The organism is Caballeronia zhejiangensis (assembly GCF_022879815.1).
Classification (GTDB): Bacteria; Pseudomonadota; Gammaproteobacteria; order Burkholderiales; family Burkholderiaceae; genus Caballeronia; species Caballeronia zhejiangensis.
Window position 1 is genome coordinate 126,023 of the sequence record NZ_CP084285.1, and the last position, 22,299, is coordinate 148,321.

22 protein-coding genes are annotated in these 22,299 nt (G+C 65.1%); 10 read left to right on the forward strand and 12 right to left on the reverse strand.

The window, feature by feature from the left end; genetic code table 11:
* Positions 1 to 22: 22 nt before the first annotated feature.
* The 11 genes from aroE to LDZ23_RS21695 all read right to left on the reverse strand — a co-directional run bounded on the left by aroE (position 23) and on the right by LDZ23_RS21695 (position 11,336).
* Positions 23 to 868: a shikimate dehydrogenase gene (gene aroE, locus LDZ23_RS21645; RefSeq protein ID WP_008348054.1), complete on the reverse strand. Its 846-nt coding sequence runs from the start codon at positions 866 to 868 to the stop codon at positions 23 to 25.
* Complete coding sequence (locus tag LDZ23_RS21650) at positions 868 to 2,088, reverse strand: CaiB/BaiF CoA transferase family protein (RefSeq protein WP_008348055.1); 1,221 nt, start codon at positions 2,086 to 2,088, stop codon at positions 868 to 870. The genes aroE and LDZ23_RS21650 overlap by 1 nt, the downstream gene beginning before the upstream one ends.
* Entirely contained in the window at positions 2,088 to 2,555 is a 468-nt protein-coding gene (locus tag LDZ23_RS21655; RefSeq protein ID WP_033536206.1) for a MaoC family dehydratase, read from the reverse strand. Before LDZ23_RS21655 ends, LDZ23_RS21650 begins: the two co-directional genes overlap by 1 nt.
* A gap of 2 nt (positions 2,556 to 2,557) precedes the next feature.
* On the reverse strand, positions 2,558 to 2,950 hold the full coding sequence (locus LDZ23_RS21660; protein WP_008348059.1) for a VOC family protein: 393 nt from the start codon (positions 2,948 to 2,950) through the stop codon (positions 2,558 to 2,560).
* Positions 2,947 to 3,897: a ketopantoate reductase family protein gene (locus LDZ23_RS21665; RefSeq protein ID WP_008348060.1), complete on the reverse strand. Its 951-nt coding sequence runs from the start codon at positions 3,895 to 3,897 to the stop codon at positions 2,947 to 2,949. Before LDZ23_RS21665 ends, LDZ23_RS21660 begins: the two co-directional genes overlap by 4 nt.
* A 182-nt stretch (positions 3,898 to 4,079) precedes the next feature.
* A complete protein-coding gene (locus tag LDZ23_RS21670; protein WP_008348061.1) occupies positions 4,080 to 5,150 on the reverse strand; it encodes an SDR family oxidoreductase in 1,071 nt (356 codons plus the stop codon).
* Positions 5,151 to 5,359: 209 nt separating this feature from the next.
* Positions 5,360 to 6,268, reverse strand: a complete 909-nt coding sequence (locus tag LDZ23_RS21675; RefSeq protein ID WP_008348063.1) for a PilZ domain-containing protein — start codon at positions 6,266 to 6,268, stop codon at positions 5,360 to 5,362.
* Positions 6,269 to 6,435: 167 nt separating this feature from the next.
* On the reverse strand, positions 6,436 to 8,700 hold the full coding sequence (locus LDZ23_RS21680; protein ID WP_008348065.1) for a xanthine dehydrogenase family protein molybdopterin-binding subunit: 2,265 nt from the start codon (positions 8,698 to 8,700) through the stop codon (positions 6,436 to 6,438).
* Positions 8,697 to 9,707, reverse strand: coding sequence for an FAD binding domain-containing protein (locus tag LDZ23_RS21685; RefSeq protein WP_008348067.1), 1,011 nt, complete (start codon positions 9,705 to 9,707; stop codon positions 8,697 to 8,699). Before LDZ23_RS21685 ends, LDZ23_RS21680 begins: the two co-directional genes overlap by 4 nt.
* Positions 9,704 to 10,261 carry a (2Fe-2S)-binding protein gene (locus tag LDZ23_RS21690; RefSeq protein ID WP_008348069.1) on the reverse strand — a complete coding sequence of 186 codons (558 nt, stop codon included), beginning with the start codon at positions 10,259 to 10,261 and terminating at the stop codon, positions 9,704 to 9,706. Before LDZ23_RS21690 ends, LDZ23_RS21685 begins: the two co-directional genes overlap by 4 nt.
* A gap of 175 nt (positions 10,262 to 10,436) precedes the next feature.
* Positions 10,437 to 11,336, reverse strand: a complete 900-nt coding sequence (locus LDZ23_RS21695; RefSeq protein ID WP_008348071.1) for a LysR substrate-binding domain-containing protein — start codon at positions 11,334 to 11,336, stop codon at positions 10,437 to 10,439.
* Between the two features lie 176 nt (positions 11,337 to 11,512).
* On the opposite strand from LDZ23_RS21695, the gene LDZ23_RS21700 reads away from it, so the two are divergent.
* The 10 genes from LDZ23_RS21700 (at position 11,513) to LDZ23_RS21745 (ending at position 20,862) form a co-directional block, all read left to right on the forward strand.
* Positions 11,513 to 12,583, forward strand: a complete 1,071-nt coding sequence (locus LDZ23_RS21700; protein ID WP_008348073.1) for an ABC transporter substrate-binding protein — start codon at positions 11,513 to 11,515, stop codon at positions 12,581 to 12,583.
* Between the two features lie 36 nt (positions 12,584 to 12,619).
* On the forward strand, positions 12,620 to 13,699 hold the full coding sequence (locus LDZ23_RS21705) for an ABC transporter ATP-binding protein (protein WP_008348075.1): 1,080 nt from the start codon (positions 12,620 to 12,622) through the stop codon (positions 13,697 to 13,699).
* On the forward strand, positions 13,686 to 14,558 hold the full coding sequence (locus LDZ23_RS21710; protein WP_008348076.1) for an ABC transporter permease: 873 nt from the start codon (positions 13,686 to 13,688) through the stop codon (positions 14,556 to 14,558). The genes LDZ23_RS21705 and LDZ23_RS21710 overlap by 14 nt, the downstream gene beginning before the upstream one ends.
* 16 nt (positions 14,559 to 14,574) lie before the next feature.
* Positions 14,575 to 15,372 carry an ABC transporter permease gene (locus LDZ23_RS21715; RefSeq protein WP_008348078.1) on the forward strand — a complete coding sequence of 266 codons (798 nt, stop codon included), beginning with the start codon at positions 14,575 to 14,577 and terminating at the stop codon, positions 15,370 to 15,372.
* On the forward strand, positions 15,369 to 16,496 hold the full coding sequence (locus LDZ23_RS21720) for an NAD(P)/FAD-dependent oxidoreductase (RefSeq protein WP_008348080.1): 1,128 nt from the start codon (positions 15,369 to 15,371) through the stop codon (positions 16,494 to 16,496). The genes LDZ23_RS21715 and LDZ23_RS21720 overlap by 4 nt, the downstream gene beginning before the upstream one ends.
* A gap of 11 nt (positions 16,497 to 16,507) precedes the next feature.
* The gene (locus tag LDZ23_RS21725; RefSeq protein ID WP_033536269.1) at positions 16,508 to 16,876 is read left to right on the forward strand and encodes a (2Fe-2S)-binding protein; all 369 of its coding nucleotides are present in this window, start codon (positions 16,508 to 16,510) and stop codon (positions 16,874 to 16,876) included.
* Complete coding sequence (locus LDZ23_RS21730; protein WP_008348083.1) at positions 16,866 to 18,281, forward strand: NAD(P)/FAD-dependent oxidoreductase; 1,416 nt, start codon at positions 16,866 to 16,868, stop codon at positions 18,279 to 18,281. The genes LDZ23_RS21725 and LDZ23_RS21730 overlap by 11 nt, the downstream gene beginning before the upstream one ends.
* Positions 18,274 to 19,437, forward strand: a complete 1,164-nt coding sequence (locus LDZ23_RS21735) for an NAD(P)/FAD-dependent oxidoreductase (protein ID WP_008348086.1) — start codon at positions 18,274 to 18,276, stop codon at positions 19,435 to 19,437. The genes LDZ23_RS21730 and LDZ23_RS21735 overlap by 8 nt, the downstream gene beginning before the upstream one ends.
* A 37-nt stretch (positions 19,438 to 19,474) precedes the next feature.
* Complete coding sequence (locus LDZ23_RS21740; RefSeq protein ID WP_008348087.1) at positions 19,475 to 19,828, forward strand: RidA family protein; 354 nt, start codon at positions 19,475 to 19,477, stop codon at positions 19,826 to 19,828.
* Between the two features lie 125 nt (positions 19,829 to 19,953).
* Positions 19,954 to 20,862 carry a LysR family transcriptional regulator gene (locus tag LDZ23_RS21745; protein ID WP_008348089.1) on the forward strand — a complete coding sequence of 303 codons (909 nt, stop codon included), beginning with the start codon at positions 19,954 to 19,956 and terminating at the stop codon, positions 20,860 to 20,862.
* Positions 20,863 to 20,877: 15 nt separating this feature from the next.
* Here the strand turns inward: LDZ23_RS21745 and LDZ23_RS21750 are convergent, their stop codons facing one another.
* The gene (locus LDZ23_RS21750) at positions 20,878 to 22,254 is read right to left on the reverse strand and encodes an MFS transporter (RefSeq protein ID WP_008348091.1); all 1,377 of its coding nucleotides are present in this window, start codon (positions 22,252 to 22,254) and stop codon (positions 20,878 to 20,880) included.
* Positions 22,255 to 22,299: the final 45 nt, after the last annotated feature.

The following is a 22,299-nucleotide window of genomic DNA, read 5'->3' on the forward strand; positions in this document are numbered from 1 at the left end:
CGCTGCGCCTCTTTTCGCCGGATCAATCGAGCGGAACGGTCAGCCGCTCGATGAGCGCGCGCGTTTCTGGACGCACGCCCCGCCACCACGCGAACGCCTCCGCAGCCTGCTCGACCAGCATGCCCACGCCGTCAGCGATACTTTCCACCCCTGCATCGCGCGCCAGCCGCAAGAAAGGCGTGAGCCCCTTCCCGTAAGCGAGTTCATAGGCGCTTCCGCCGGCGCTGAAGACACTCGCTGGCACCGGCGGCAGTTGCCCGGTCAGGCTCGCGGATGTCGCGTTGATGACGAGGTCGAAGCGCCCCAGTGCCGCCAGGTCCGCATACCCGCACGCGGTGAGCGATCCGCCAGCAGTGTTCGATCGGGCGACCTGTTCGACAAGCGCACGCGCCTTGTCCACATGCCGGTTGGCGACGACGAGCTCGGCAGGCCGTGCCGCGACGAACGGCAGCAGCGCGCCGCGCGCAGCGCCGCCCGCGCCGAGGATCAGCACGCGCTTGCCGACCATCGGCTGATGCAGGTTGACTTCGATGTCGCGCACGAGTCCGACGCCATCGAAGTTTTCGGCGATGATTCGGCCGCCCTCGAACTTCATCGCGTTGACCGCGCCCGAGAGCTGCGCTCGTTCGCTGCGCTCATCGGACATGGCGAATGCAGCGAGTTTGAACGGCGCGGTCACGTTCATGCCGCGGCCGCCCGCTGCAATGAAGCGCTTGACGCTATCGGAGAAGCCGCTGGCAGGTTCCACAGGCCCTTCGATGGCCCCATAGCTCATGTCCTGGCCGGTCTCTTGCGCGAAGAAGCCGTGGATCAACGGCGACTTCGTGTGCCCGATCGGATTGCCGATGACCGCGTATCGATCGCTCATCATGCCCCCGGCTTCGAGAACAGCACGCCGTCGGTCTGCATCGCATCGATCTCGGCCGCGCTGAAGCCCAGCGACCGCGCGACTTCCTCGTTGTGTTGCCCGAGATCGGGGCCGACCTCGCGAATCGACGTATCGCAGTCCGAGAAGCGAAACGGCAGGTTCGGCAGACGCAGCGTGCCCAGACGCGGATGCTCCTGTTCGATCACCATGCCGCGCGCGACGATCTGCGGATCGGCCACGACCTCGTCGATGCGTTGCACCTTCGCGCAAGGCACATCGACGCTGTCCAGCAGCGCGAGCACATCGGCGACGTTGCGTGCAGCGACCCACGGCTTCACGACCGCGAGAATGGCCTCGCGGTTCGCATTGCGCCCGTTCAGGCTGTGCAGCCGCGCATCGGTCGCGAAGCCCGCGGGGCCGCCATTTTGCTCGACGGCCGCGGCGAAGCGCTTCCACGACTCGTCGACCTGCGCGGCGATGACCAGGTCGCCATCGTTTGCGCGGAACACGCCGTATAAAGTCGATGTCGGCATGTCATGGCCGGTCTGCTCGGGGACCACGCCCTGCATCGTGTAGCACTGGACGGCATATTCGTGCATCGAGAACAGCGTATCGTACAGCGCCATGTCGATATGCTGGCCGCGTCCGCTCTTCACGCGGCCGAGCAAGGCAGCGTTGATCGCGGCCACCGCATGAATGCCGGTGTACATGTCGCCGAGCGAAATCCGCATGAGCGGCGGTGGTTCCCCCGGGTTGCCGATCATCTGCATGATGCCGCTCTTCGCTTCCGCGATCAGCCCAAAGCCTGCGCGATGCGCGTCCGGACCCGTGTGACCATACGCCGAGATCGAGCAATAGACGAGACCCGGATTGCGCTCGGAGAGCGCGGCATAGCCGAGGCCGAGCTTATCCAGCGCACCGGGGCGATAGTTCTCGATGAACACATCCGCCGAATCGCACAGGCGCTGCATGAACGCCTTGCCCCGCGGATCTTTCATGTCGACGCTCACGCCGCGCTTGCCCATGTTCAACTGGAGGAAGTAGGCGCTTTGCTGGTCGTCGAGGATCGTCGCGTGCTGGCGGCCTGCATCGCCGCTGCCGGGACGCTCGACTTTGATGACTTCGGCGCCGAGCGCGGCGAGACAGCGTCCGACATAGGGACCGGCGAGAAAGTGGCTGTAGTCGACGACGCGAAAGCCTTCGAGGGGACGGGCTTGCATCAGTAGGCTCCCGGACGGCGCGGGACCATCAGACGATGCTCGCCGCGTTGAACGACTTCGCCGTTCTGGTTGATCAGTTCGGACGGCAACACGACGATGCCCCAGCCCGGACGGCTCTTGCTCGCGCGCATGGACGTCACGCGAAACTTCACATGCAGCACGTCGTTGACCTTGATCGGCAGCACGAAGTCCCACGTCCAGCCGAGCGACATGCCCGGCAGGAAGCGATAGTCGCTCTGTGTCTTGAGGCCATCGGCGATCGACAGCCCGAACAGGCCATGCGCGACGATCGACCCGAAGTGGCTCGCGTTGGCATAGTCCTCGTCGACATGCACCGGCGTATGGTCGCCCGTGAGATCGGCGTAAGCGAGAATGCGTTCCTTCGTGACGGTGTAGGTCGGGCTGACGCACGCGTCGCCTTCCTGCGCATCGTCCCAGTATTTCTCGGTGATGTTGATGGTGCTCATGCTCACGCGTCCGCGCGTGGATTGATCGACAGCGCCTGCGCGACGCATGTGGCGGGTCTTGCCTGAATGAGTTCGACGGCGAGCCCGTCGGGCAGACGCAGCCAGTTGCGGCCCTGCGTCATCTCCGTGACGCCGAACGGCTGCGCGGCGGCGAGCGCGGCTTCGAGGTCCTCGCACATCACGCCCAGATGCGCGAGCCGGCCTTCGGGACCGTCGTAAGTCGGATCGCTGATGAACTGGAGTCCGCCGAGTGTCCAGTACTGACGCGGCTCGTCGCGCGGGCCGTCCACTTCGCGCATGGTCATGCCGAGCACTTCTTCGAAGAAGCGAATGTGCCAGTGGATATCCTTCACCCAGATCGCGACGTGTTCGAGATAGGCTTTGGTTGCGCTCATGCCGCGCGCTCCTCATTCTGGCGGTCGGTCATGCCACGCTCGATGCCTTTTATGCACGCCACGAGCGTCGAATTCACCGGCGTCGGCACGCCGAGCCGTTCGCCCCATCGCACGACCGCGCCGTTGATGAAGTCGATTTCGGTGACGGACGACTTCTCCAGGCTTTGCAGCATGGAGGTCTTGAACGCGGCCGGCAGTCCTTCGGCGGCCATGTTCCAGGCGTCTTCCGCACGCGTGATGGAAAGTTCGATACCGGCCGCCTTCGCCGCGGCCATCGCTTCCTCGATGGCGGCAAGCGAGGTCGCCTTCAGCACCGGTTCGCTGTAAAGCTGCCCATACGTCAAACGCGTGATGCCTGTGATGGCACCGGTCGCGACGTTGATCAGCAGCTTGTCCCACATCGTGCCGAGGATGTTGTCGCTGACCGTGGTCGTGAGCCCCGCGCTGTCGAACGCTTCCGCCACGGCTTGGGCGCGAGGCGTCACGCGGCCGTCGAGTTCGCCGATGATGGTGATCTTTCCGGTTACGCCGGACTGGATGTGTCCCGGTGCGCGCAACACGCCACCGACGTAGGTCTTGCCCGCAAGCACGCGCTCGCGTCCGACGATATCGCTCAGCACGTCTTCGTGACCGAGGCCGTTCTGAAGGGACAGCACGAGGGTCTCGGGGCCGATGAGGTCGAGCGCGCCGCGCATCGCCGAATCGGTGTGGAAGGATTTGACCAGTACGATCACGACGTCCACCGGCCCGACGTCGGCGGGGTTCATCGTCGCGCGCACCTTGACGCGGCGCGTGCCGCGTTCGTCGTCGACTTGCAGGCCGTCGCGGGACATGGCCTCTACGTGCGCCGCGAACTTGTCGACGAGCCACGTCTCGTGACCCCCTTCGGTCAACGCGGCGCCGATGGCGCAGCCCAGCGCGCCCGCGCCCAGAAATGCGATCTTCATACATGTCTCCTCGAATGGAGACGAAGATACGATTCCGCGCACACTCTGGCAATGCAATGAATGCAATAGCGATATTGCCTATGGCAATTCAGATGTGGACTGAGCTATTCGGTAAGGGAAAGTACCAGGACGCTCGGTGCGGTTTTGTACCGGACGACGAGACGTCCGGCATATCGGACGCTTCAGCTGGGAATGATGCGAAGCGTCTTCAAACGATCGAATAGCGCAATGAAAGAGTCGGGCGTGCTTTGATAGTCGAGAAAGCCTGCCTTACGGCTCTTGCTCATATCGGTGAGCACCTCCATGGGCCGCCCCAGATCGGCGTCCGTGTGCCACCAGGACGCGAGCTTGCCGATATCGGCTTCGGCAAGATGGTGGCGCGCGGCGATTTCACGCCACGCCTCGCCCGCATCCTGCATGCGATCTTCGAGCGGACGCATCGTGCCGTCGAATTCCACCGGCTCCATTCCGAAGTAATTCGCGACGAGCGACCACATCCACTTCCAACGGAACACGTCGCCGTTGACCACGTTAAATGCTTCGTCGCGGGCGTTCGGTGACGTCGCCGCCCATTCCAGATGACGCGCCAGCAGGCGGGCATCCGTCATGTCGGTAAGGCCGTTCCATTGGGCTGCGGACCCGGGAAATATGAACGGCGCGCCGCTCGCCTTGCAGAGCGTCGCGTACACCGCGAGTGTCACGCCCATGTTCATCGCATTACCGACCGCGAAGCCGATGACCGTATGCGGACGATGAACGCTCCAGCCGAAACCGAACTGCCTGGCGGCGTCGAACAGTCGATCCTCCTGCTCGTAGTAGAAGTTATCGACGTCCTGCCGCCCCTGCTCCTCGCGAAACGGCGTCAGCGGCACGCTGCCCTTCGCATAGGCTTCGAACGGCCCCAGATAGTGCTTGAGCCCTGTGACGAGCGCAGCGTGCTTCAGCGTGCCGGAAGGTCCGAGCGCCTCGAGTACATGACGAACCATCGCGCCGTTGACGCGGATATTTTCCTGCTCCGTCGCCTGTCGCGACCATGCCGTGAAAAACACATGCGTGAATTGCTTCCCGCTCAACGCGCGCTGCACCGATTCGGCCGATGTGAGATCCGCCGTAATCGATTCGACACCGTCACGCAAGGCGGAACGTCCGCGCGAGAGTCCGGTGATGTGCCAGTCGCCGGATGCGAGCAGATGGTCGGCCAGATTGCCGCCGACGATGCCGGTGGCTCCGATGATGAGTGCTCTTTTGTCCATGATGTGAATGGTTCGCCTTTCCAGGTACGTGCGCAGTGACGCGCGTTATCGATCGACATAGGGTCGACCGAAAAGCCCTGCATTGGTTTCATGCCGATGCGAACGAGCGGCAAGGCTCGTCGGCCGTTTCGGGCGACGCGCATCATTCATCGATGACCCAGGCGGCGCGATACGTCGATGTCGGCGGCGCTCCGCGATTCGCGTCGTGTTCAGCGCAACTGCGCCGCACTGCCCGTTGCGGCTTCGAACATGTGATGCCTCAGAAGCGCCATGGTATCCGCCTGTTGGCTGCTGAACTCGGCGCCTATCAGGACGCCGCCGTCGACGCGCCTGACATTGCGCGCGATGCAGTTGAACACGACCGCGTGAGACTTACCTCCGGCGCGCAGGCGCAGTCCTAACCGGAAGTGTTCGGCGACGTTGACGAGGGCGTCGGAGGCACGGAAGGCGACTCCGCCCAGACTCACGTTCGTGACCGAAATGTCGAACCCGGCGGCGATACAGTCGTTTCTAATGAGCCGTCCCGGCATCTCCGTCGAAACGCGCACATGGTTGCGCACGACCTGAGTCTTCACGGACTCGGGCCATGCGAGATAGATGACGCGTACCGGCGTCTCGCTTCGTCCGATCACGGTGCTGCGAAACTGATGGATGTGACGCCCTCTGAGCGCACTGCAAGCGACCTCGGCGCCGGTTTCGAACAACTCGTGTCCGTCCGTAGCGGTCACGAGCAGCGCGCGGCCGGTAATGGAACCAACGAAGTCGGTCTGACAACGAAGCGTTCCGCTTCCGTCGACCGTCACCTGGATGCTGTCCAGCGTCTTCGGCAGCATTCCAGTGTTCGCTATGGGCTCGTCGAGGATGGCCTCGCCCGATTCCTCTTCATGTTTGGCAGTCGAGATGAGTATTCCGGCTGGCCGGGGTGCGCTTTCGCTCGATGCACTCGTCACCGCATCCTCGCTGCGCAAGCCCCCGGCCGCCAGAATCCGGTCGCGCTGGCTCTCCGACTGAACCCGATATCCTCGCGCCAAAAGGAGCTTGCCGGCTGCGGAATACACGGCGAACGGAAGCGGCGTACCAATTTGCAGTTCGCGGGCGGTGATCTTGACGAGGGCCATGTCCGTTGCCCCGAGACATCGCGGACCACCGCGGCGCTGGGACGCATCAGTTTTGGAAGCGCTAACTTAACGCTCGGCGCACCGGCCTGACGTGCGCCGTCGCACAATTGTCTGCAGAAAGCGGCTTCGCGGCGGTTTCTGCCATGCGAGGATCGCCGGCCTGCCAATCATGCGAAGACTGTCTCCAGCGTGATCGGCAAATCCCGTACGCGTTTGCCCGTCGCATGCCAGATCGCGTTGGCGACCGCCGCCGCGACGCCGACCACGCCGATCTCCCCCACGCCCTTCGCGCCGAGCGGATTCACGATGTCGTCATGCTCGTCGACGAAGAACACATCTATGTCGTGGATGTCCGCGTTCACCGGTACGTGGTATTCGGACAGGTTGTGGTTCATCTGCCGGCCGAGCTCGTGGTCGAACTGCCCGTGCTCGTGCAACGCCATGCTGATGCCCCAAACCACGCCGCCCGATATCTGACTCGCCGCCGTCTTCGGATTGACGATGCGTCCTGCCGCCACCGCGCTGACCACGCGCGTCACGCGCACCGTGCCGAGCGCGGCATCGACGCGCGCTTCGACGAATACCGCCGAGTGCGTGGCAATGGAATACGACTGCTGCCTGTCGTGCGGCGTGACCGTTACCTGCGCGTCGAGCGTGTCGAGGCCGGCGCGCGTCATCAGTTCCCGCAGCGACACGCGTTGCGCCTTGCCCTCGCCGCAAACGACGTATTCGCCGTCGAGTTGCATCGTGTCGGGCTGCGCGCGAGCGAACGCATCGCCGCCGTGTTCCGCCGCGAGCGCCGTCAGCTTCCCGCGCAAACGCGTACAGGCCGCGTGCACCGCGCTGCCGACCGATGACACTGTCCACGATCCGCCTTCGAGCGGCGCCTTCGGCAGACGGCTGTCGCCCAAACGAAAATCGACGTGCTCGAGCGGCACGCCGAGCGCATCGGCGGCGAGTTGCGTCATCACCGTGTAGGTGCCGGTGCCGATGTCCGCCGTGGCGCTCGCCACGACGACACGTCCGTCCGCCCCGATTTGCGCGAGCGCGGAAGCCTCGTTCTGCATCGCGTCCCAGATGCCCGTCGCCATGCCCCAGCCGACGAGCTCGTTACCCTCGCGCATCGAACGCGGCGCGAGCGGGCGCCTGTCCCAGCCGAAGCGCGCGGCGCCTTCTTCGAAGCACTGACGCAGCGCCTTGCTGGAGAACGGCAGGTTCTTGTTCCCGTCGCGCTCCGCGTAGTTGATGAGGCGCAACTTCAGCGGGTCCATGTCGAGCGCCTCGGCGAGCTCGTCCATCGCCATTTCGAGCGGAAAGAGCCCCTGCGCTGCGCCCGGCGCGCGCATGTCGGCGGGCGTCGGCACGTCGAGCTTGCTCACCTTGTAGTCCATCCGCACGTTGTCGCACGCGTAGAGCTGTCCGGCCCAGTTCACCATGACATCGCAATAGTCCTCGTATTGCGAGGTTTCCGACACCGCCTCGTGGATGACCGCCTGCAGTTTGCCGTCGCGATTCGCGGCGAGCGCGACGCGTTGCAGGCTCATCGGCCGATGCGCGAAGGTGAACATCTGCTGCCGCGTCAGCACGAGACGCACGGGCCGCTTCAGATCGCGCGCGGCCATGACGGCAAGCGGCAGATGATATTGCGGACGCAGCGCCGAGCCGAACGCGCCGCCGACGAACGGCGAGACGACTTCGAGCGCGTCGTCGTCGAAGCCGAAGAGCTTCGTCAGATACTGCTTCGTGTTGAGCACGCCCTGCGTCTTCTCGTACACGACGAACTTGCCGGAGGCTTCGGGAATCACCGTGCAGCCGTGCAATTCGATCGGGTTGTGATACTCGGCCGGCGTCGAATAGCGGCTGTCGATTTTCACGGCGGCTGCGGCAAGCGCGCCGTCGGCATCGCCGCGAGGCGGCGGCGGAGGCTCGAAGCCGCCCTTTTCGGTCGATGGCGGATAGCTCTCGGCTTCCACCTCGCGCAGATCCGTGCAGTGGCTGCTTCGCTCGTAGGTGACTTCGATCAGCGAAGCGGCATGACGCGCCAGTTCATGGCTTTCCGCGACGACGAGCGCGACCGGCTGGCCGCTGTACCAGATGCGGTCGTCCCAGAGCGGCCGAAACGGCATGCCGCCCGGCGCGGACTGGTCCTGCCACGCCGCGTCGCGCAGCGGCAGTTCGGGCCGGTTCTCGTGCGTGAGCACCATCAGCACGCCCGGCAATTCCAGCGCGCGCCGCGACTCGATCGACACGATGCGCCCGCTCGCGATGCGGCTCGGGAGCACGAAGCCGTAGGTCATTGCATCGGAAAAAAATTCGGCTGCGTAGCGGGCCTCGCCCGTCACCTTCTTCCTGCCGTCGACCCGGCTGACGGGCTTGCCGCTGACATGCGCGCCCCGTTCGGCGATGCGTTCCAGTTCGTTTGGAAAGTTCATGATGCGTCGTCCTCTCTGGCGGCGAGGCTGATCCCCGATGCCTGCTCGAAAGCGCGCTCGATGGCGCGCGCGGTCAGTTCGATCTTGAATGCGTTGCCGGGCAGGCCGCGCGCGTCGCGCATCATCGCGCTCGCGAAATCGCGCACCGTCGTAGCGTCGAGCGTCTTGCCCCGCAACGCGGCTTCGGCATCGCGATCGCGCCACGGCTTGTGCGCCACGCCGCCGAGCGCGCAGCGGACCGCTTCGATGCGCGTGCCGTCGAGCTTGAGCGCGAGCGCGACCGACACCAGCGCGAACGCGAACGACGCGCGGTCGCGTACCTTGACGTAGGCGTAGCGATCGGCGAAGCCCTCGGCGGGCAACGTGACAGCGACGATGATCTCGTCGTCGCGCAGGTTCGTATCGATATGCGGCGCATCGCCGGGAAGCCGGTGAAACGCGTCGAACGGCACGACGCGCTCGCCTTCGCCGCCTGTCACGCGCACGGAGGCGTCGAGCGCGGCGAGCGCCACGCACATATCGGACGGATGAACGGCGATGCAATGCTCGCTCGCGCCGAGAATGGCATGAATGCGGTTGACGCCATTCATCGCGCCGCAGCCGCTGCCGGGCCGGCGCTTGTTGCATGGCGTGGCGGTGTCGTAGAAATAGTGACAACGCGTGCGCTGCAGGAGATTGCCGCCGACCGTCGCGACATTGCGAATCTGCGCCGAAGCGCCGGACAGAATCGCCTTCGACAGCAGCGGGTAGCGCGACTGGATGCGTTCGTCGTAGGCCACGGCGCTGTTCGTGGCGAGCGCGCCGATTTCGATGCCACCGTCCGCGCTCGGCTGAATCGCCGCTATCGGCAGGCGGCGGATATCGACGAGCCGCTCGGGACGCGCGACGCCTTCCTTGATGAGATCGACGAGATTGGTGCCGCCCGCGAGAAACGGCGCCGACGGTGCGCGGTGCGCTTCGAGCGCCGCGGAGACATCGTTCGCGCGCGTGTAGGAGAACCGGTTCATGAGTGCGTCTCCCCGTTCTCGACGGCGGTCTCATCGACGCCGTTCGCGCTCGATACTTGCAGAATCGCCTGCACGATGTTCGGATACGCGCCGCATCGACAGATGTTTCCGCTCATCGCCTCGCGCACTTCCGCGGCGTCGTGTGCATGTCCTTCCGCGAGCATGCCGACCGCCGAGCAGATCTGGCCCGGCGTACAGTAGCCGCACTGGAACGCGTCACAGTCGATGAACGCCTGCTGCATCGGATGCAGCGTGTCGCCGCTCGCGAGCCCTTCGATTGTCGTGATTTCCGCGCCGTCGTATGAAACGGCGAGCGCGAGACACGTATTGATGCGCTGGCCATCGACGAGCGCGGTGCAAGCGCCACACTGCCCGTGGTCGCAGCCCTTTTTCGTGCCGGTGAGCTGGCACCGCTCGCGCAGAAGATCGAGCAGCGTCGTCCACGGCTCGATGTCGAAGGTCTGCGTCCCGCCGTTGATCGAGAGCGTACAGGCGACGCGCTGCGCATGCGGCGCGCCCACGTCCAGGGCCGTCGCAGTCGGTGTGGTGTTCATGGAATCTCCTTTCTGGAATGCTGATTGCCAGCATGCCGCGTGCCGCGGAGCCAAACGCCGTCACGGCGTGGCCGGACAGTGCAAGACCCCGTATCGAGATTCTTGCGAAAGGCGACCGCGTACTTCGTGAAAGGATTGCGGTGAATACGCCGAGCCGATGAGCACCGTTCGACGGCTAGACGATCCCATCGAGCAGTTCGTCGTGCAGCTCGCGCAGGACCTCCACGAACGCGGATGCAAGCCGCTCACGCGGCCGATGCGGCGGAAACAGCAGATACGTCGGAAAGCGCGTGACCGGCTGAAACGGCCGGATGACGATGTCCGGTCCGACGAAGTCTCGCGCCACGATCGGATGCGCGAGCGTCACGCCCATGCCGTGCCGAACCATCTCGCAGCACATGGCCGTGTATTGCGCCTCGATGGCCAGCACGCGCTGCACGCCCGCGCGCTGAAAGACTTCATCCATCACGGCGCGCGTGCCATCGCCGTGACAGAGCGAGATGAACGATTCGCCTTCGAGATCCTTCGGCCGAATGTTGCGCTTCGCCGCGAGCCGATGATTCGCCGGCATCACACACACGGCGGCCACGTTCGATAACTGCTCGACCTCGCAATCGGACGCTTCGCTCACATACACCGCGACCCCGAGATCGCAAAAGCGCGATGCCGTCCAGTGATTCACCGTCCCCGACGTATTGACATGCAGCGAGACCGTCACGTCGGGAAACAGCGCATGAAATCGCTTGATCGCATGGGGCACGAGCGTCATGCCGGCCGATGGCATCGCCGCGATGCGCAACCGCCCGCTGCCGAGATTGCGGATCTGCGCCGCCGCATTCGCAAGACCCTGCAAGCCGACGAACGCGCGCTCCACTTCACGAAAGAACGCGGTGCCTTCGCTGGTCGGAATCAGACGCACGCCGCTGCGCTGGAAAAGCTGCAAACCGGTGTCGCGTTCGAGTTGCGAAATGAGCCGGCTGACGTTCGGCTGCGATGTGAAGAGTGCCTTGGCCGCGGCCGTCATCGACCCGGAAACCATGACCGCGCGAAACGCCTCGATGTGCTTCAGGTTCATGCGCGCTTTCCCTTAAGTAGTCACCATGACACGATGAAATGTATATCAACCATGTATAGGTAGGTATTTTATTTGTATTGGACGATATGAATTGACAGCGCGACACTCGATCCGTCGATGGGCCAGATGTCTTCCAAATCCCACCCGCCCACGCCCCCGCAATGGAGATCCTCGTCATGAAAAAAGCGTTGCATCGCCGTCCGTCCGCTCTTCCCGCACGTCGCGTCATCGCCGCTCTCGCGTTCTCGGCGGCCGTTGCCGCGCCGATGCTCGCGCAGGCCGACACGACGCTGTACGTCGCCAATGTCGGCGGTTCGAACGAACAGTTGTATCGGCAGAAAATCATTCCGGCGTTCGAGAAGGCGCACAACGTGAAGGTCGTCTATGTGGCGGGCAATTCGAGCGACACGCTCGCGAAGTTGCAGGCGCAAAAGGGCCATCAGCAGATCAATGTCGCGGTGATGGACGACGGCCCGATGTATCAGGCCATGCAGATGAACCTGTGCGCGAAGCTCGACGACGCGCCCATCATGAACGACGTGTATCCGCTCGCGAAACTCGGCCCGACGGCGATCGGCGTCGGCATGGTGGCGACGGGCATCGGCTATAACGAAGAAGCGTTCAAGAAGGCCGGCCTGCCGCCGCCGGACTCGTGGAAAGTGCTCACCGATGCGCGCATCAAGGGCAAGCTCGGCGTTCCGCCGATCACCAACACTTACGGCCTGCATACCCTCGTGATGCTCGCGCGTCTCTCGGGCGGCGGCGAGAAGAACATCGACCCCGGCTTCACGGCGATGACCAAGCAAGTCGCGCCCAATGTGCTCTCGTGGGCCCCGACGCCCGGCGAAATGGATGGCCAGATGCAATCCGGCGACGTGATTCTCGCGCCCTACGGCAGCGGTCGCGCGGTCGCGTTGCAGAACACCGGGTTTCCGCTCAAGTTCGTCTATCCGAAGGAAGGCGCGGTCGCGCTGCAAGTGGCGGCGTGCGTGCTCGCGGAAAACGCGCAGCCCAAGCTGTCGCAGGAATTCGTTCAATACTTGCTGACGCCCGAAGTGCAACTGCTGCAAGCGCAGAACATCGGTCTCGGGCCGGTCAACAAGACCGTGAAGCTCGCGCCGGAAGTCGCCGCGCGCGTGCCTTACGGTCCCGAGCAGGTGTCGAAGCTCACCGCCGTCGACTGGGCGACGATCAACCAGCATCGCACGGAATGGACGGAACGCTGGAACCGTTCGGTCGAGCGCTAAAGCCGCGCATCCGCATCTGTCGAAGGAGTCACGCGCATGGCATTCCTGACGCTTCAGGGCATCTCCAAACGCTACAGCGATTTCACGGCGATCGAACATGTCGATCTGTCCGTCGAACGCGGCGAATTTCTCTCGCTGCTCGGTCCGTCCGGCTGCGGCAAGACCACGACACTGCAGATGGTCGCGGGCTTCGTCACGCCGACGAGCGGCCGCATCCTGCTCGATGGCCGCGACATCACCAACGAGCGCCCGGAGAAGCGCGGCATCGGCGTGGTGTTTCAAAGCTACGCGCTGTTTCCTCACATGACGGTGGCGGGCAACGTCGGCTTCGGGCTGGAGATGCGCAAGGTGAAGCGCCGCGAGCGCGAAGAGCGCATCGAGGAGGCGCTCGCTCTGGTGCGGCTCAAGGGCCTCGGGCATCGCTATCCGAAGGAACTGTCGGGCGGGCAGCGGCAGCGCGTGGCGATTGCGCGCGCCATCGCCATGCAGCCGGAACTGTTGCTGCTCGACGAGCCGATGTCCAATCTGGACGCGAAGCTGCGCGAGGAAATGCACATCGAATTGCGCGCGATCCAGAAGCGTCTCGGCATCACGACGATCCTCGTCACGCACGATCAGGTCGAAGCGATGACCATGAGCGACCGCATCGCGGTGATGCATGGCGGCAAGATCGCGCAACTCTCCACGCCCTACGATGCGTACGAGCGTCCGGCGACGCCCTTCGCTTCGACCTTTCTCGGCCGCACGAATGCGTTCGCGGGCGAAGTGCTGCAGCGCAATCCGCGTTGCGCGGTCGTGAACGTCGCCGGGACGGAACTGCATGTGCCGCACGAAGGCCGTCACGTCGATGGCGCGGTGAATGTCTATATTCGCCCGGAGAAAGTGCATCTCGCCAACGGCGATGCGCGCATCAGAGGACGTATCGCGACGCGTGTGTTCATCGGCAATCAATGGCTGCTCGAAGTGGAGACGGCGCTCGGCAAGTTGCGCATCGCGCAGCCGAACCACGGCGCGCCGCCGCCGCAAGAAGGCGACGAAGTGGGTCTCGACTGGACCGACGACGACCTGCGCGTGCTCACGCAAGACGGCAAGGAGACGCTGCATGGCCACGCTTGACGACGCTCGCCCCGGCGCTGCGCCGTGGCTCTTGTCCGGCCCCGCGCTGCTGCTGTTCACCGGCCTGCTGCTGGTGCCCTTGATCCTCACGCTCGTCCTCTCCTTCCGCGTTTTCAGCGATACGGCCGGCATCACCAGCGCGTTCACGCTGTCGAACTATTGGGAAGTCGTGAGCGACCCGTACTACGGCACGATCTTTCTGCGCACGGCGGGCCTCGCAACGGGCGTGACGCTCCTGTCGATCGTGCTCGGCGTGCCGGAGACGATCATCCTCGCGCGCATGAAGAAGCCGTGGCAATCGCTGTGTCTGCTGATCGTGCTCGGGCCGCTGCTGATCTCGGTCGTCGTGCGCACGCTCGGCTGGCAGATTCTGCTCGGCAACAACGGCGTGCTCAATAACGTGCTGCAAGCCCTGCATATCACCGAGGAACCCATCCGCCTCGTCTTCACGATGACCGGCATGATCATCGCGCTGACGCACGTGCTGGTGCCGTTCATGGTGATGTCCGTCTGGGCCAACATGCAGAAGCTCGACCCGCAAGTGGAATGGGCGGGCCGCTCGCTCGGCGGATCGCCGCTCAAGGTGTTTCGCCGCGTGGTGCTGCCGCAGATCATGCCGGGCGTGCTGTCGGGATCGATCATCGTCTTCGCGCTGTCGGCGTCGGCGTTCGCTACGCCCGCGCTCATTGGCGGACGGCGGCTCAAGGTGGTCGCGACCGCCGCCTACGACGAGTTTCTCGGCACGCTGAACTGGCCGCTCGGCGCGAGCATCGCCGTGTTGCTGCTGATCGCGAACGTGGCCATCGTGATGGGATGCAGCCGTCTCGCCGAGCGCCGCTTCAAGCACATTTTCGACTGACCGCGAGGACACGCACATGAAGCAGAACGGCCCGCTCGCGCTCGTATTCAACGCGCTTTTCCTGACTTTCATTCTCGCGCCGCTCGTCATGGTGATGCTCGTCTCGTTCACCGACAAGGGCTTCATTTCGATGCCCTTCGACGGCGCATCGTTGCGCTGGTTCCACGCGATCATCGAGAACGGCGACATCGTGTCGGCGTTCTGGCTGTCGATCAAGCTCGCGTTCGCGGCGGCGACCATCGGCGTACTGCTCGCCGTGCCGGCCGCGCTGGCGATCGCGCGTTACCGCTTTCCCGGCCGCGCCGCGCTCACGAGCTTCTTCCTCTCGCCGATGATGATTCCCGCCGTCGTGCTCGGCATCGCGTTCCTGCGCTTCCTGTCGATGCTGAACCTGTCGGGATCGTTCTGGTCGCTCGTGTGCGCGCATGTGGTGATCGTACTGCCGTATGCGCTGCGGCTCGCGCTCTCGTCGGCGGTCGGCCTGGACCGCGATGCCGAACGCGCGGCGCTGTCCTGTGGCGCGAGCCGCTTCACCGCGTTTCGCCGCGTCGTGTTGCCGATGATCCGCACCGGCGTCGCGGGCGGCTGGGTGCTGTCCTTCATCCAGAGCTTCGACGAACTGACGATGACGATTTTCGTCGCCACGCCCGGCACCACGACGCTGCCGGTCGCCATGTACAACCAGATCGCGCAGACGATCGATCCGCTGGTCGCGAGCGTCTCGGCGGTGCTGATCGTCGGCACGGTGCTCCTGATGATTCTGCTCGACCGCATGGTCGGACTCGACCGTATTCTGATCGGAGAAGCCCGATGACTTCTGCTAGTCCCGACGTACTCGTTCTCGGCGGCGGCCTCGTCGGATCCGCCGTCGCCTATGGTCTCGCCCGCGAAGGCGCGCGCGTGACCGTGCTCGATGAAGACGACGGCGGCTTGCGTGCCTCGCGCGGCAACTTCGGCCTCGTGTGGATTCAGGGCAAGGGCTACGGCCTGTCGCCGTATGCGCGCTGGTCGCGTTCGTCGGCGGTGCGCTGGCCTGCGCTCGCGGAGTCGCTTCACGCCGAATCGGGCGTCGATGTGGCGCTGCGCCAGCCCGGCGGCTTCCACTTCTGCTTCAACGACGCCGAACTCGCCGACCGCGAAAAGCGCCTTTCGACGCTGCAAGCCGAACTCGGCGATTACCCGTATCAGATCCTCACCGGCGCCGAAGTGCGCGAGCGCATTCCGCAAGTCGGGCCGAAGGTGATCGGCGCGAGCTATACGCCGATGGACGGCCATGTGAATCCGCTGAAACTGCTGCGCGGCCTTCATACGTCGATGCAGACGCGCGGCGTGCGCCTCGTTTCCGGCGAGCGCGCCGAGCGCATCGTGCCCGAAGCGAACGGCTTCGTCGTGCAGGGCAAGCGCGGCACGTATCGCGCGGGACGCGTGGTGCTGGCGGCGGGTCTCGGCAATCGCACGCTCGCACCGTTCGTCGGGCTGAATGCGCCGGTCGCGCCCAATCGCGGACAAGTGCTGGTAAGCGAGCGCGTCGCACCGTTCCTGCACTATCCGACGCTCAACGTGCGTCAGACCGACGAAGGCAGCCTGCAATTCGGCGATTCGATGGAAGAAGTGGGCTTCGACGATTTCACGACCACGCCCGTCCTCGCCGATATCGCCCGGCGTGCGGTGCGCGCCTTCCCGCTGCTGGAGCATGTGCGCCTCGTCCGCATGTGGGCCGCGTTGCGCGTCTACAGCCCCGACGGCTTTCCCGTCTATGACCAGTCGGAGCGGCATCCCGGCGCGTTCGTCGTGACCTGCCACAGCGGCGTGACGCTCGCCGCCGCGCACGCCATGCGCGTCGCCCCGTGGATTCTCGGCGCACCGGTTCCCGACGAACTGCCCACCTTCTCCGCGCGCCGCTTCGAGCACGCCAAAGAACTCATCTCCGCACATTGAGCACGCACGACATGACTTCATCGACACCTACGCTTTTCAAGCCGCTGCCGGGCGCGGACGGCGCGAGCATCGACATCTTCTTCAACGACCGGGCGCTAACCGTGCAAGGCGGACGCTCCGTCGCGGCGGCTTTGCTCGCGGCGGGCGTGTCGCGGTTTCGCGCGACGCCGGTTTCGGGCGCACCTCGCGCGCCTTACTGCATGATGGGCGCGTGCTTCGAATGCCTCGTCGAGATCGACGGCGTGCCGAGCCGCCAGAGCTGCATGGTCGAAGTGAAAGCCGGCATGCGCATCCGGTCGCAGGAAGGCGCGCGCGATCTGCCCCCTTCGATCGGCACCGATACCGCTGACGCATCGCTGGAGAACGCACATGGCCGCTGAACTCGTTTCGTCGCATGCCGAAGCTGTCGATGTCGTCGTGATCGGCGCCGGTCCCGCGGGCATGAGCGCCGCGACGCGTGCCGCGCGCGCGGGCCTCAAGACCGTGTTGATCGACGAACAGGACGCCGCCGGCGGACAGATCTATCGCGGCATCGGCCGGGCGGACGCGCGCCGCAAGGAGATTCTCGGTCCCGATTACGCGGCGGGCGGCGCGATCGCCCAGGCGTTCGCGGCATCGGGCGCGCGGCATCTGACGGGCGCGACCGTGTGGCAGGTCACGCGCGAGCGCGGCATCAACTATCTGAAGGACGGCAGGATCGGCAGCTTCGACGCCCAGCGCGTGATTCTCGCGAGCGGCGCGATGGAGCGGCCTTTCCCGATTCCCGGCTGGACGCTGCCCGGCGTGCTGACGGCGGGCGCCGCGCAAATCCTGCTCAAGAGCGCGGGCGAAGTGCCTGCCGCGCCGCCGATTCTCGCGGGATGCGGACCGCTTCTCTATCTGCTCGGCTGGCAGTACATCCGCGCGGGCGTGCCGATTCGCGCGCTCGTCGACACGACGCGCCACGAAGACCGCTGGCGCGCGAAGCGTCACATGCTGTCGGCCTTGCGCGCGTGGCCGTATCTCAGCAAAGGACTGCAGTTGATGCGCACGCTGCGCGAAGCGGGCGTGCCGATGTTCGAGGCCGCCGACGACCTGCGCGTCGAATCGCGCACCGGCGCCGACGGCGTGGAGCATGCGAGCGCGCTCGGCTTCACGACGCAGGGCGCGGCGCACCGCATCGAAGCGGACGTGATTCTGCTGCATCAGGGCGTCGTGCCGAATACGCAGTTCACGCAGGCGTTGCGCGCGACGCATCGCTGGGATAACGCGCAACTCTGCTTCACGCCGAAGACCGACGCATGGGGCGAGCTCGACGTGCCCGGCATCTTCGTCGCGGGTGACGGCGCGGGGATCGGCGGCGCGCAGGCGGCGGCCTTGCAGGGCGCGCTCGCGGGCGTCGCGGTGGCGGCGCAACTCGGCGCGATCGATACCCGCAAGCGCGATCTCGAAGCGATGGCGCTCAGGCGCGATCTCGCGGGCGCTCTGCGCATCCGTCCGTTCCTCGATTCGCTGTATCGTCCGCGCGATGTGAACCGCATTCCGAAGAACGAAACCATCGTCTGCCGATGCGAGGAAGTCACCGCGGGCGAGTTGCGCAAGTTCGTCGAGCTGGGCTGCGTCGGGCCGAACCAGGCGAAGTCGTTCGGGCGCTGCGGCATGGGACCGTGCCAAGGCCGCATGTGCGGGCTGACGGTGACGGAAGTCATCGCGGATGCGCGGCGCGTGTCGCCTGCCGAGGTCGGCTATTACCGCATTCGCCCGCCGATCAAACCGCTCACGCTCGGAGAACTCGCCGGTGAATGAAATCAGCGAAGCCGATGTGATCGTCGTCGGCGGCGGTCTGCACGGCACCAGCAGCGCGTTGCATCTGGCGAAGCGCGGCGTGAAAGTCATCGTGCTCGAAGCGGATTACGTGGCGCGTCATTCGTCGGGCGTCAACGCGGGCGGCGTGCGCACGCTCGGGCGTCCGCTGCCCGAAATTCCGCTCGCGCTGATGTCGCGCGAAATATGGCACGGCATGACCGATCTGCTGGGCGAGGATGGCGGCTTCGTGCCGTCGGGGCAACTGAAGATCGCGGAAACGGAAGCCGAGCTCGAAACCTGCCGCGAACGCGTCGCGCTTTTGGCGTCGCATGGCTTCACGCACGAGAAGATCATCGATCGCGAAACCGTGCTCGAACTGGAACCGGCGCTCGCGAGGCACGTGACCGGCGGCATCTGGGTCGAGCGCGATGGCTACGCGTTGCCGTACCGCACGACGACTGCCTTCAGGCTCGCGGCGCAACGTCTGGGCGTGCGCTTTCTGGAAGGCACGCCGGTGAGACGCATCGAACAGCGCGGCGAGCGATGGTTCGCGCAGACGCCGCGCGGCACGTTCGGCGCGCAGAAGATGCTCATCGCGTCGGGCGCGTGGTCCGGCGAGTTGTCGAAGCAGGCGGGCGAGCCGGTGCCCGTGCATCCCGAAGGCCTGATGCTGATGGTCACGCACCGGGTCGCGCCCTTCTGCCGCGCGACGCTCGGCGCGACGGGCCGTCCGCTGTCCTTCAAGCAATTCGACAACGGCACGGTCGTGATCGGCGGCAAGCTGATCGGCATCGCGGAACTGGCGAACCGTCACGGCGAAGTCGATTTCATGCGCCTCGTGAAAAGCGCGCAGACGGTCACGGATCTTTTTCCGCATCTGCGTCATCTCGGCGTGAATCGCGCGTGGGCGGGCGTCGAAGCATTTACCGAAGACGAACTGCCGGTGATTTCGGCAAGCCGCACGGCGTCGAATTTGTACTACTCGTTCGGCTATTGCGGCAGCGGCTTTCAGCTCGGGCCGGGCTGCGGCAAGCTCGTCTCCGAACTCATGCTCGACGGCGAGCCGTCGCTGTCGCTCGATGCATTCGCCATCGACCGTTTCCATGCGCGCGCCACGTCGGCAGCCGCCGATGCGTTGCCGCTCGTCACGCACTGATCCGTATTCCCCAACCCTTTCGTAAGGAGAACAAGTAATGAGCGATATCGTTCGCATCGACACCAATCAGCGCATGAGCCGCGTCGTGAAGGCGGCGGGACTCGTGTTCATCGGCGGGCAGACGTCCGCGGATCAGACGCCCGATATCAAGCTGCAGACGGCAAAGGTGCTCGAAAAGATCGATGGCTTCCTGGACAAGGCGGGCATCGACAAGACCCGTCTCGTGTCGGCGCAAGTGTGGCTGTCGGATATCGCGCGTGATTTCGCGGGCATGAACGAAGTGTGGGATGCGTGGGTTCCCGAAGGCTGCGCGCCGACGCGTGCGACCGTGGAAGCGAAGCTCGCGTCGCCTGCGTTGCTGGTGGAGATCGCCGTCATCGCGATGAGCTGACGGCGGCCGGGGCGGTCTCGTTGCAGGCAACCGGCGACTCGATTCTCCGGTTGGCGACGCGACGCCGCCCCCTGAAAGACGGCGCGCGGTACTATGTTCACGGACCGTCCCGCACACCCCGTCTCATGGAACTGAAGCAGATTCAGTACTTCATCGCGCTTTTCGAGGAAGGCACCGTCACGCGTGCCGCAAAGCGGCTGAACATTGCGCAGCCGGCGCTCAGCATGCAGGTCGCCAAACTCGAATCCGAGATCCGGCAGAAGCTCTTCGAGCGCGGGCCGCACGGCATGGCGCCCACCGAAGCCGCACGATTGATGTACCGCCTCTACACGCCGATCCTGCGCGACATCGACCACGCAAGGGAGCACCTGAGCCGTCGCGATGTCATCGTGACGGGCCGCGTGTCGCTTGGGATGGTCTCGTCGGAAGCGCAGAGCGTATTGCCCGAATCGCTCGCCCGCTTCGATGCGCTTTTCCCGCAAGTCGAAGTATCCGTCGCCGATGGCTTCAGCGCGCAACTGATCGACGCCGTCGAATCGGGCCGGCTCGATGCGGCCATCATCAACAAGCCGCGCGGACGCCTGATGCTGGACGTCAAGCCGTTGCTCGTCGAAGAAATGGTGCTGGTGACGAGCGCGCTGCACGGCCCCGAGCTTCCCGGCACGATCGATCTGACCGGGCAGCCGGACATCGAGCTCGTGTTGCCTACGCGGCGCAACGGTCTGCGCGGCGCGCTCGATGCCGCCCTGATGGCGGCCGATGTCGTCATCCAGCCGAAGTTCGAGATCGATCTGCTGAGTACCATCGTGCAGTTCGTCGAGCAGAGCAGCGTCGCGACGATCCTGCCGCGCGTCGTGGTGCAGGCGCAAGCGGACGAAGGCCGCTTGCGCATACGCACGATCTCGGCGCCGCCCATCGTGCGCCACATCATTCAGGTGACGCATCCGAAGCGGCCGATCGGGCCGGCCGCCGAGGCATTGATCGCGATCATCGCCGAGGAGATCGGACGCGTGACGACGCGCGCGCCGGAATGACGCGCGCCGTGAAGGTCACGAAGGACTGCCCGCGTTGCCGTTCTCGAGCTTGCCGAGCGTCTCCGGCACCACGAACGCGCCGACGAGAAAGATCACGCTGATCGCGCCGACGAAAATCGCGAGCGTCGACGGCAACTGGCTCGCATCCTTCGCGACGAGCGAGACGAAGGTCGGCATCATCCCGCCGATCGCGAAGCCGATGTTCCACGAGAGGCCCGTTCCGGTCGCGCGAATCGCGGTCGGAAAGCGCTCGTTCAGGAAGATCAGTATGGGCGCGTAACCGGCGCTGCCGAGCGCGGACAACAACACCGCATAGACGCCGATCATCGTGATGCTTTCTGCCGTCGGCAACAGCAGAAAGAGGCCGGGCAAGGCGACGAGCCGGATGATGCCGATCCAGATGAACGCGCCCTTGCGCCCGATGAACGTGCTGAGATGCCCCGCCAAAACCGATGCGATCACCACCGCCACGCTGCAGATCATCAGGATCGCGGCGGCCGCCCCGTTCGGCGCGTGGCTCACGACCTTGAGGAACGTCGGCAGATAGCCCGACGTGAGGTAGTAGCCGCTGCCGCCGCCGATGGTCAGCAGGAGATTCACGAACAACACGCCGCGGTACTCGCGCGAGAACAGCGTGCGGATCGGCGAGCGCACGACTTCGGCCTTTGCGCGCTCGGTATTCGCCGCGGCCTTCGCAGCTTTTTCGGCGGCGAGCTTCTTCCACAGCGGCGACTCTTCGAGACTGTTGAAGACGAAGAGACCGAGCACCGAACTCACGATCCCGGTGAAGAACATGCAGCGCCAGCCCCACACGTCGAAGGCATCGCCGGGAAAGAGCGCGGACATCGCGAGAAAGGTGAGCGATGCCAGAAGCGCGCCGAGTCCCGCGCCGCCGCCGCCGATCAGCCCCGACACCGCGCCGCGATATTTCGGCGCGACCGATTCGGTGCCGATCGTATGCGTCGACGCCACCACGCCGCCGACGAACACGCCCTGCACGAGACGCAGCAGCAGGAAGAGGATCGGCGCGACGATGCCGGCCTGCGCGACCGTCGGCAGCGCGCCGAAAGCCGCAGTGGACAACCCGACGCCGACGACCGCGAAGATCATGGCGCCCTTGCGGCCGCGACGATCCGCATACGAGCCGAAGAGCGCGGAGCCGAGCGGACGCATCAGCAGCGTCACCGCGAATGAAGCGTAGACCGCCGCGAGCGAGAGCATCGCGTGTTCGGACGGGAAGAACAGACGCCCGACAACCGGCGCCACATACAACAACACGAACAAGTCGAACAGATCGAGGGCCCAGCCGATGCACGACGCCATCACTGCACCCATGATCTGCCGCTGATTTGCCGGAAGCACGGCGGCTCCGTCTTGCGCTGCTACGGACATGTGTATCTCCTTTGGATTACCGCAGGCACGCTTTTATGGATGCGT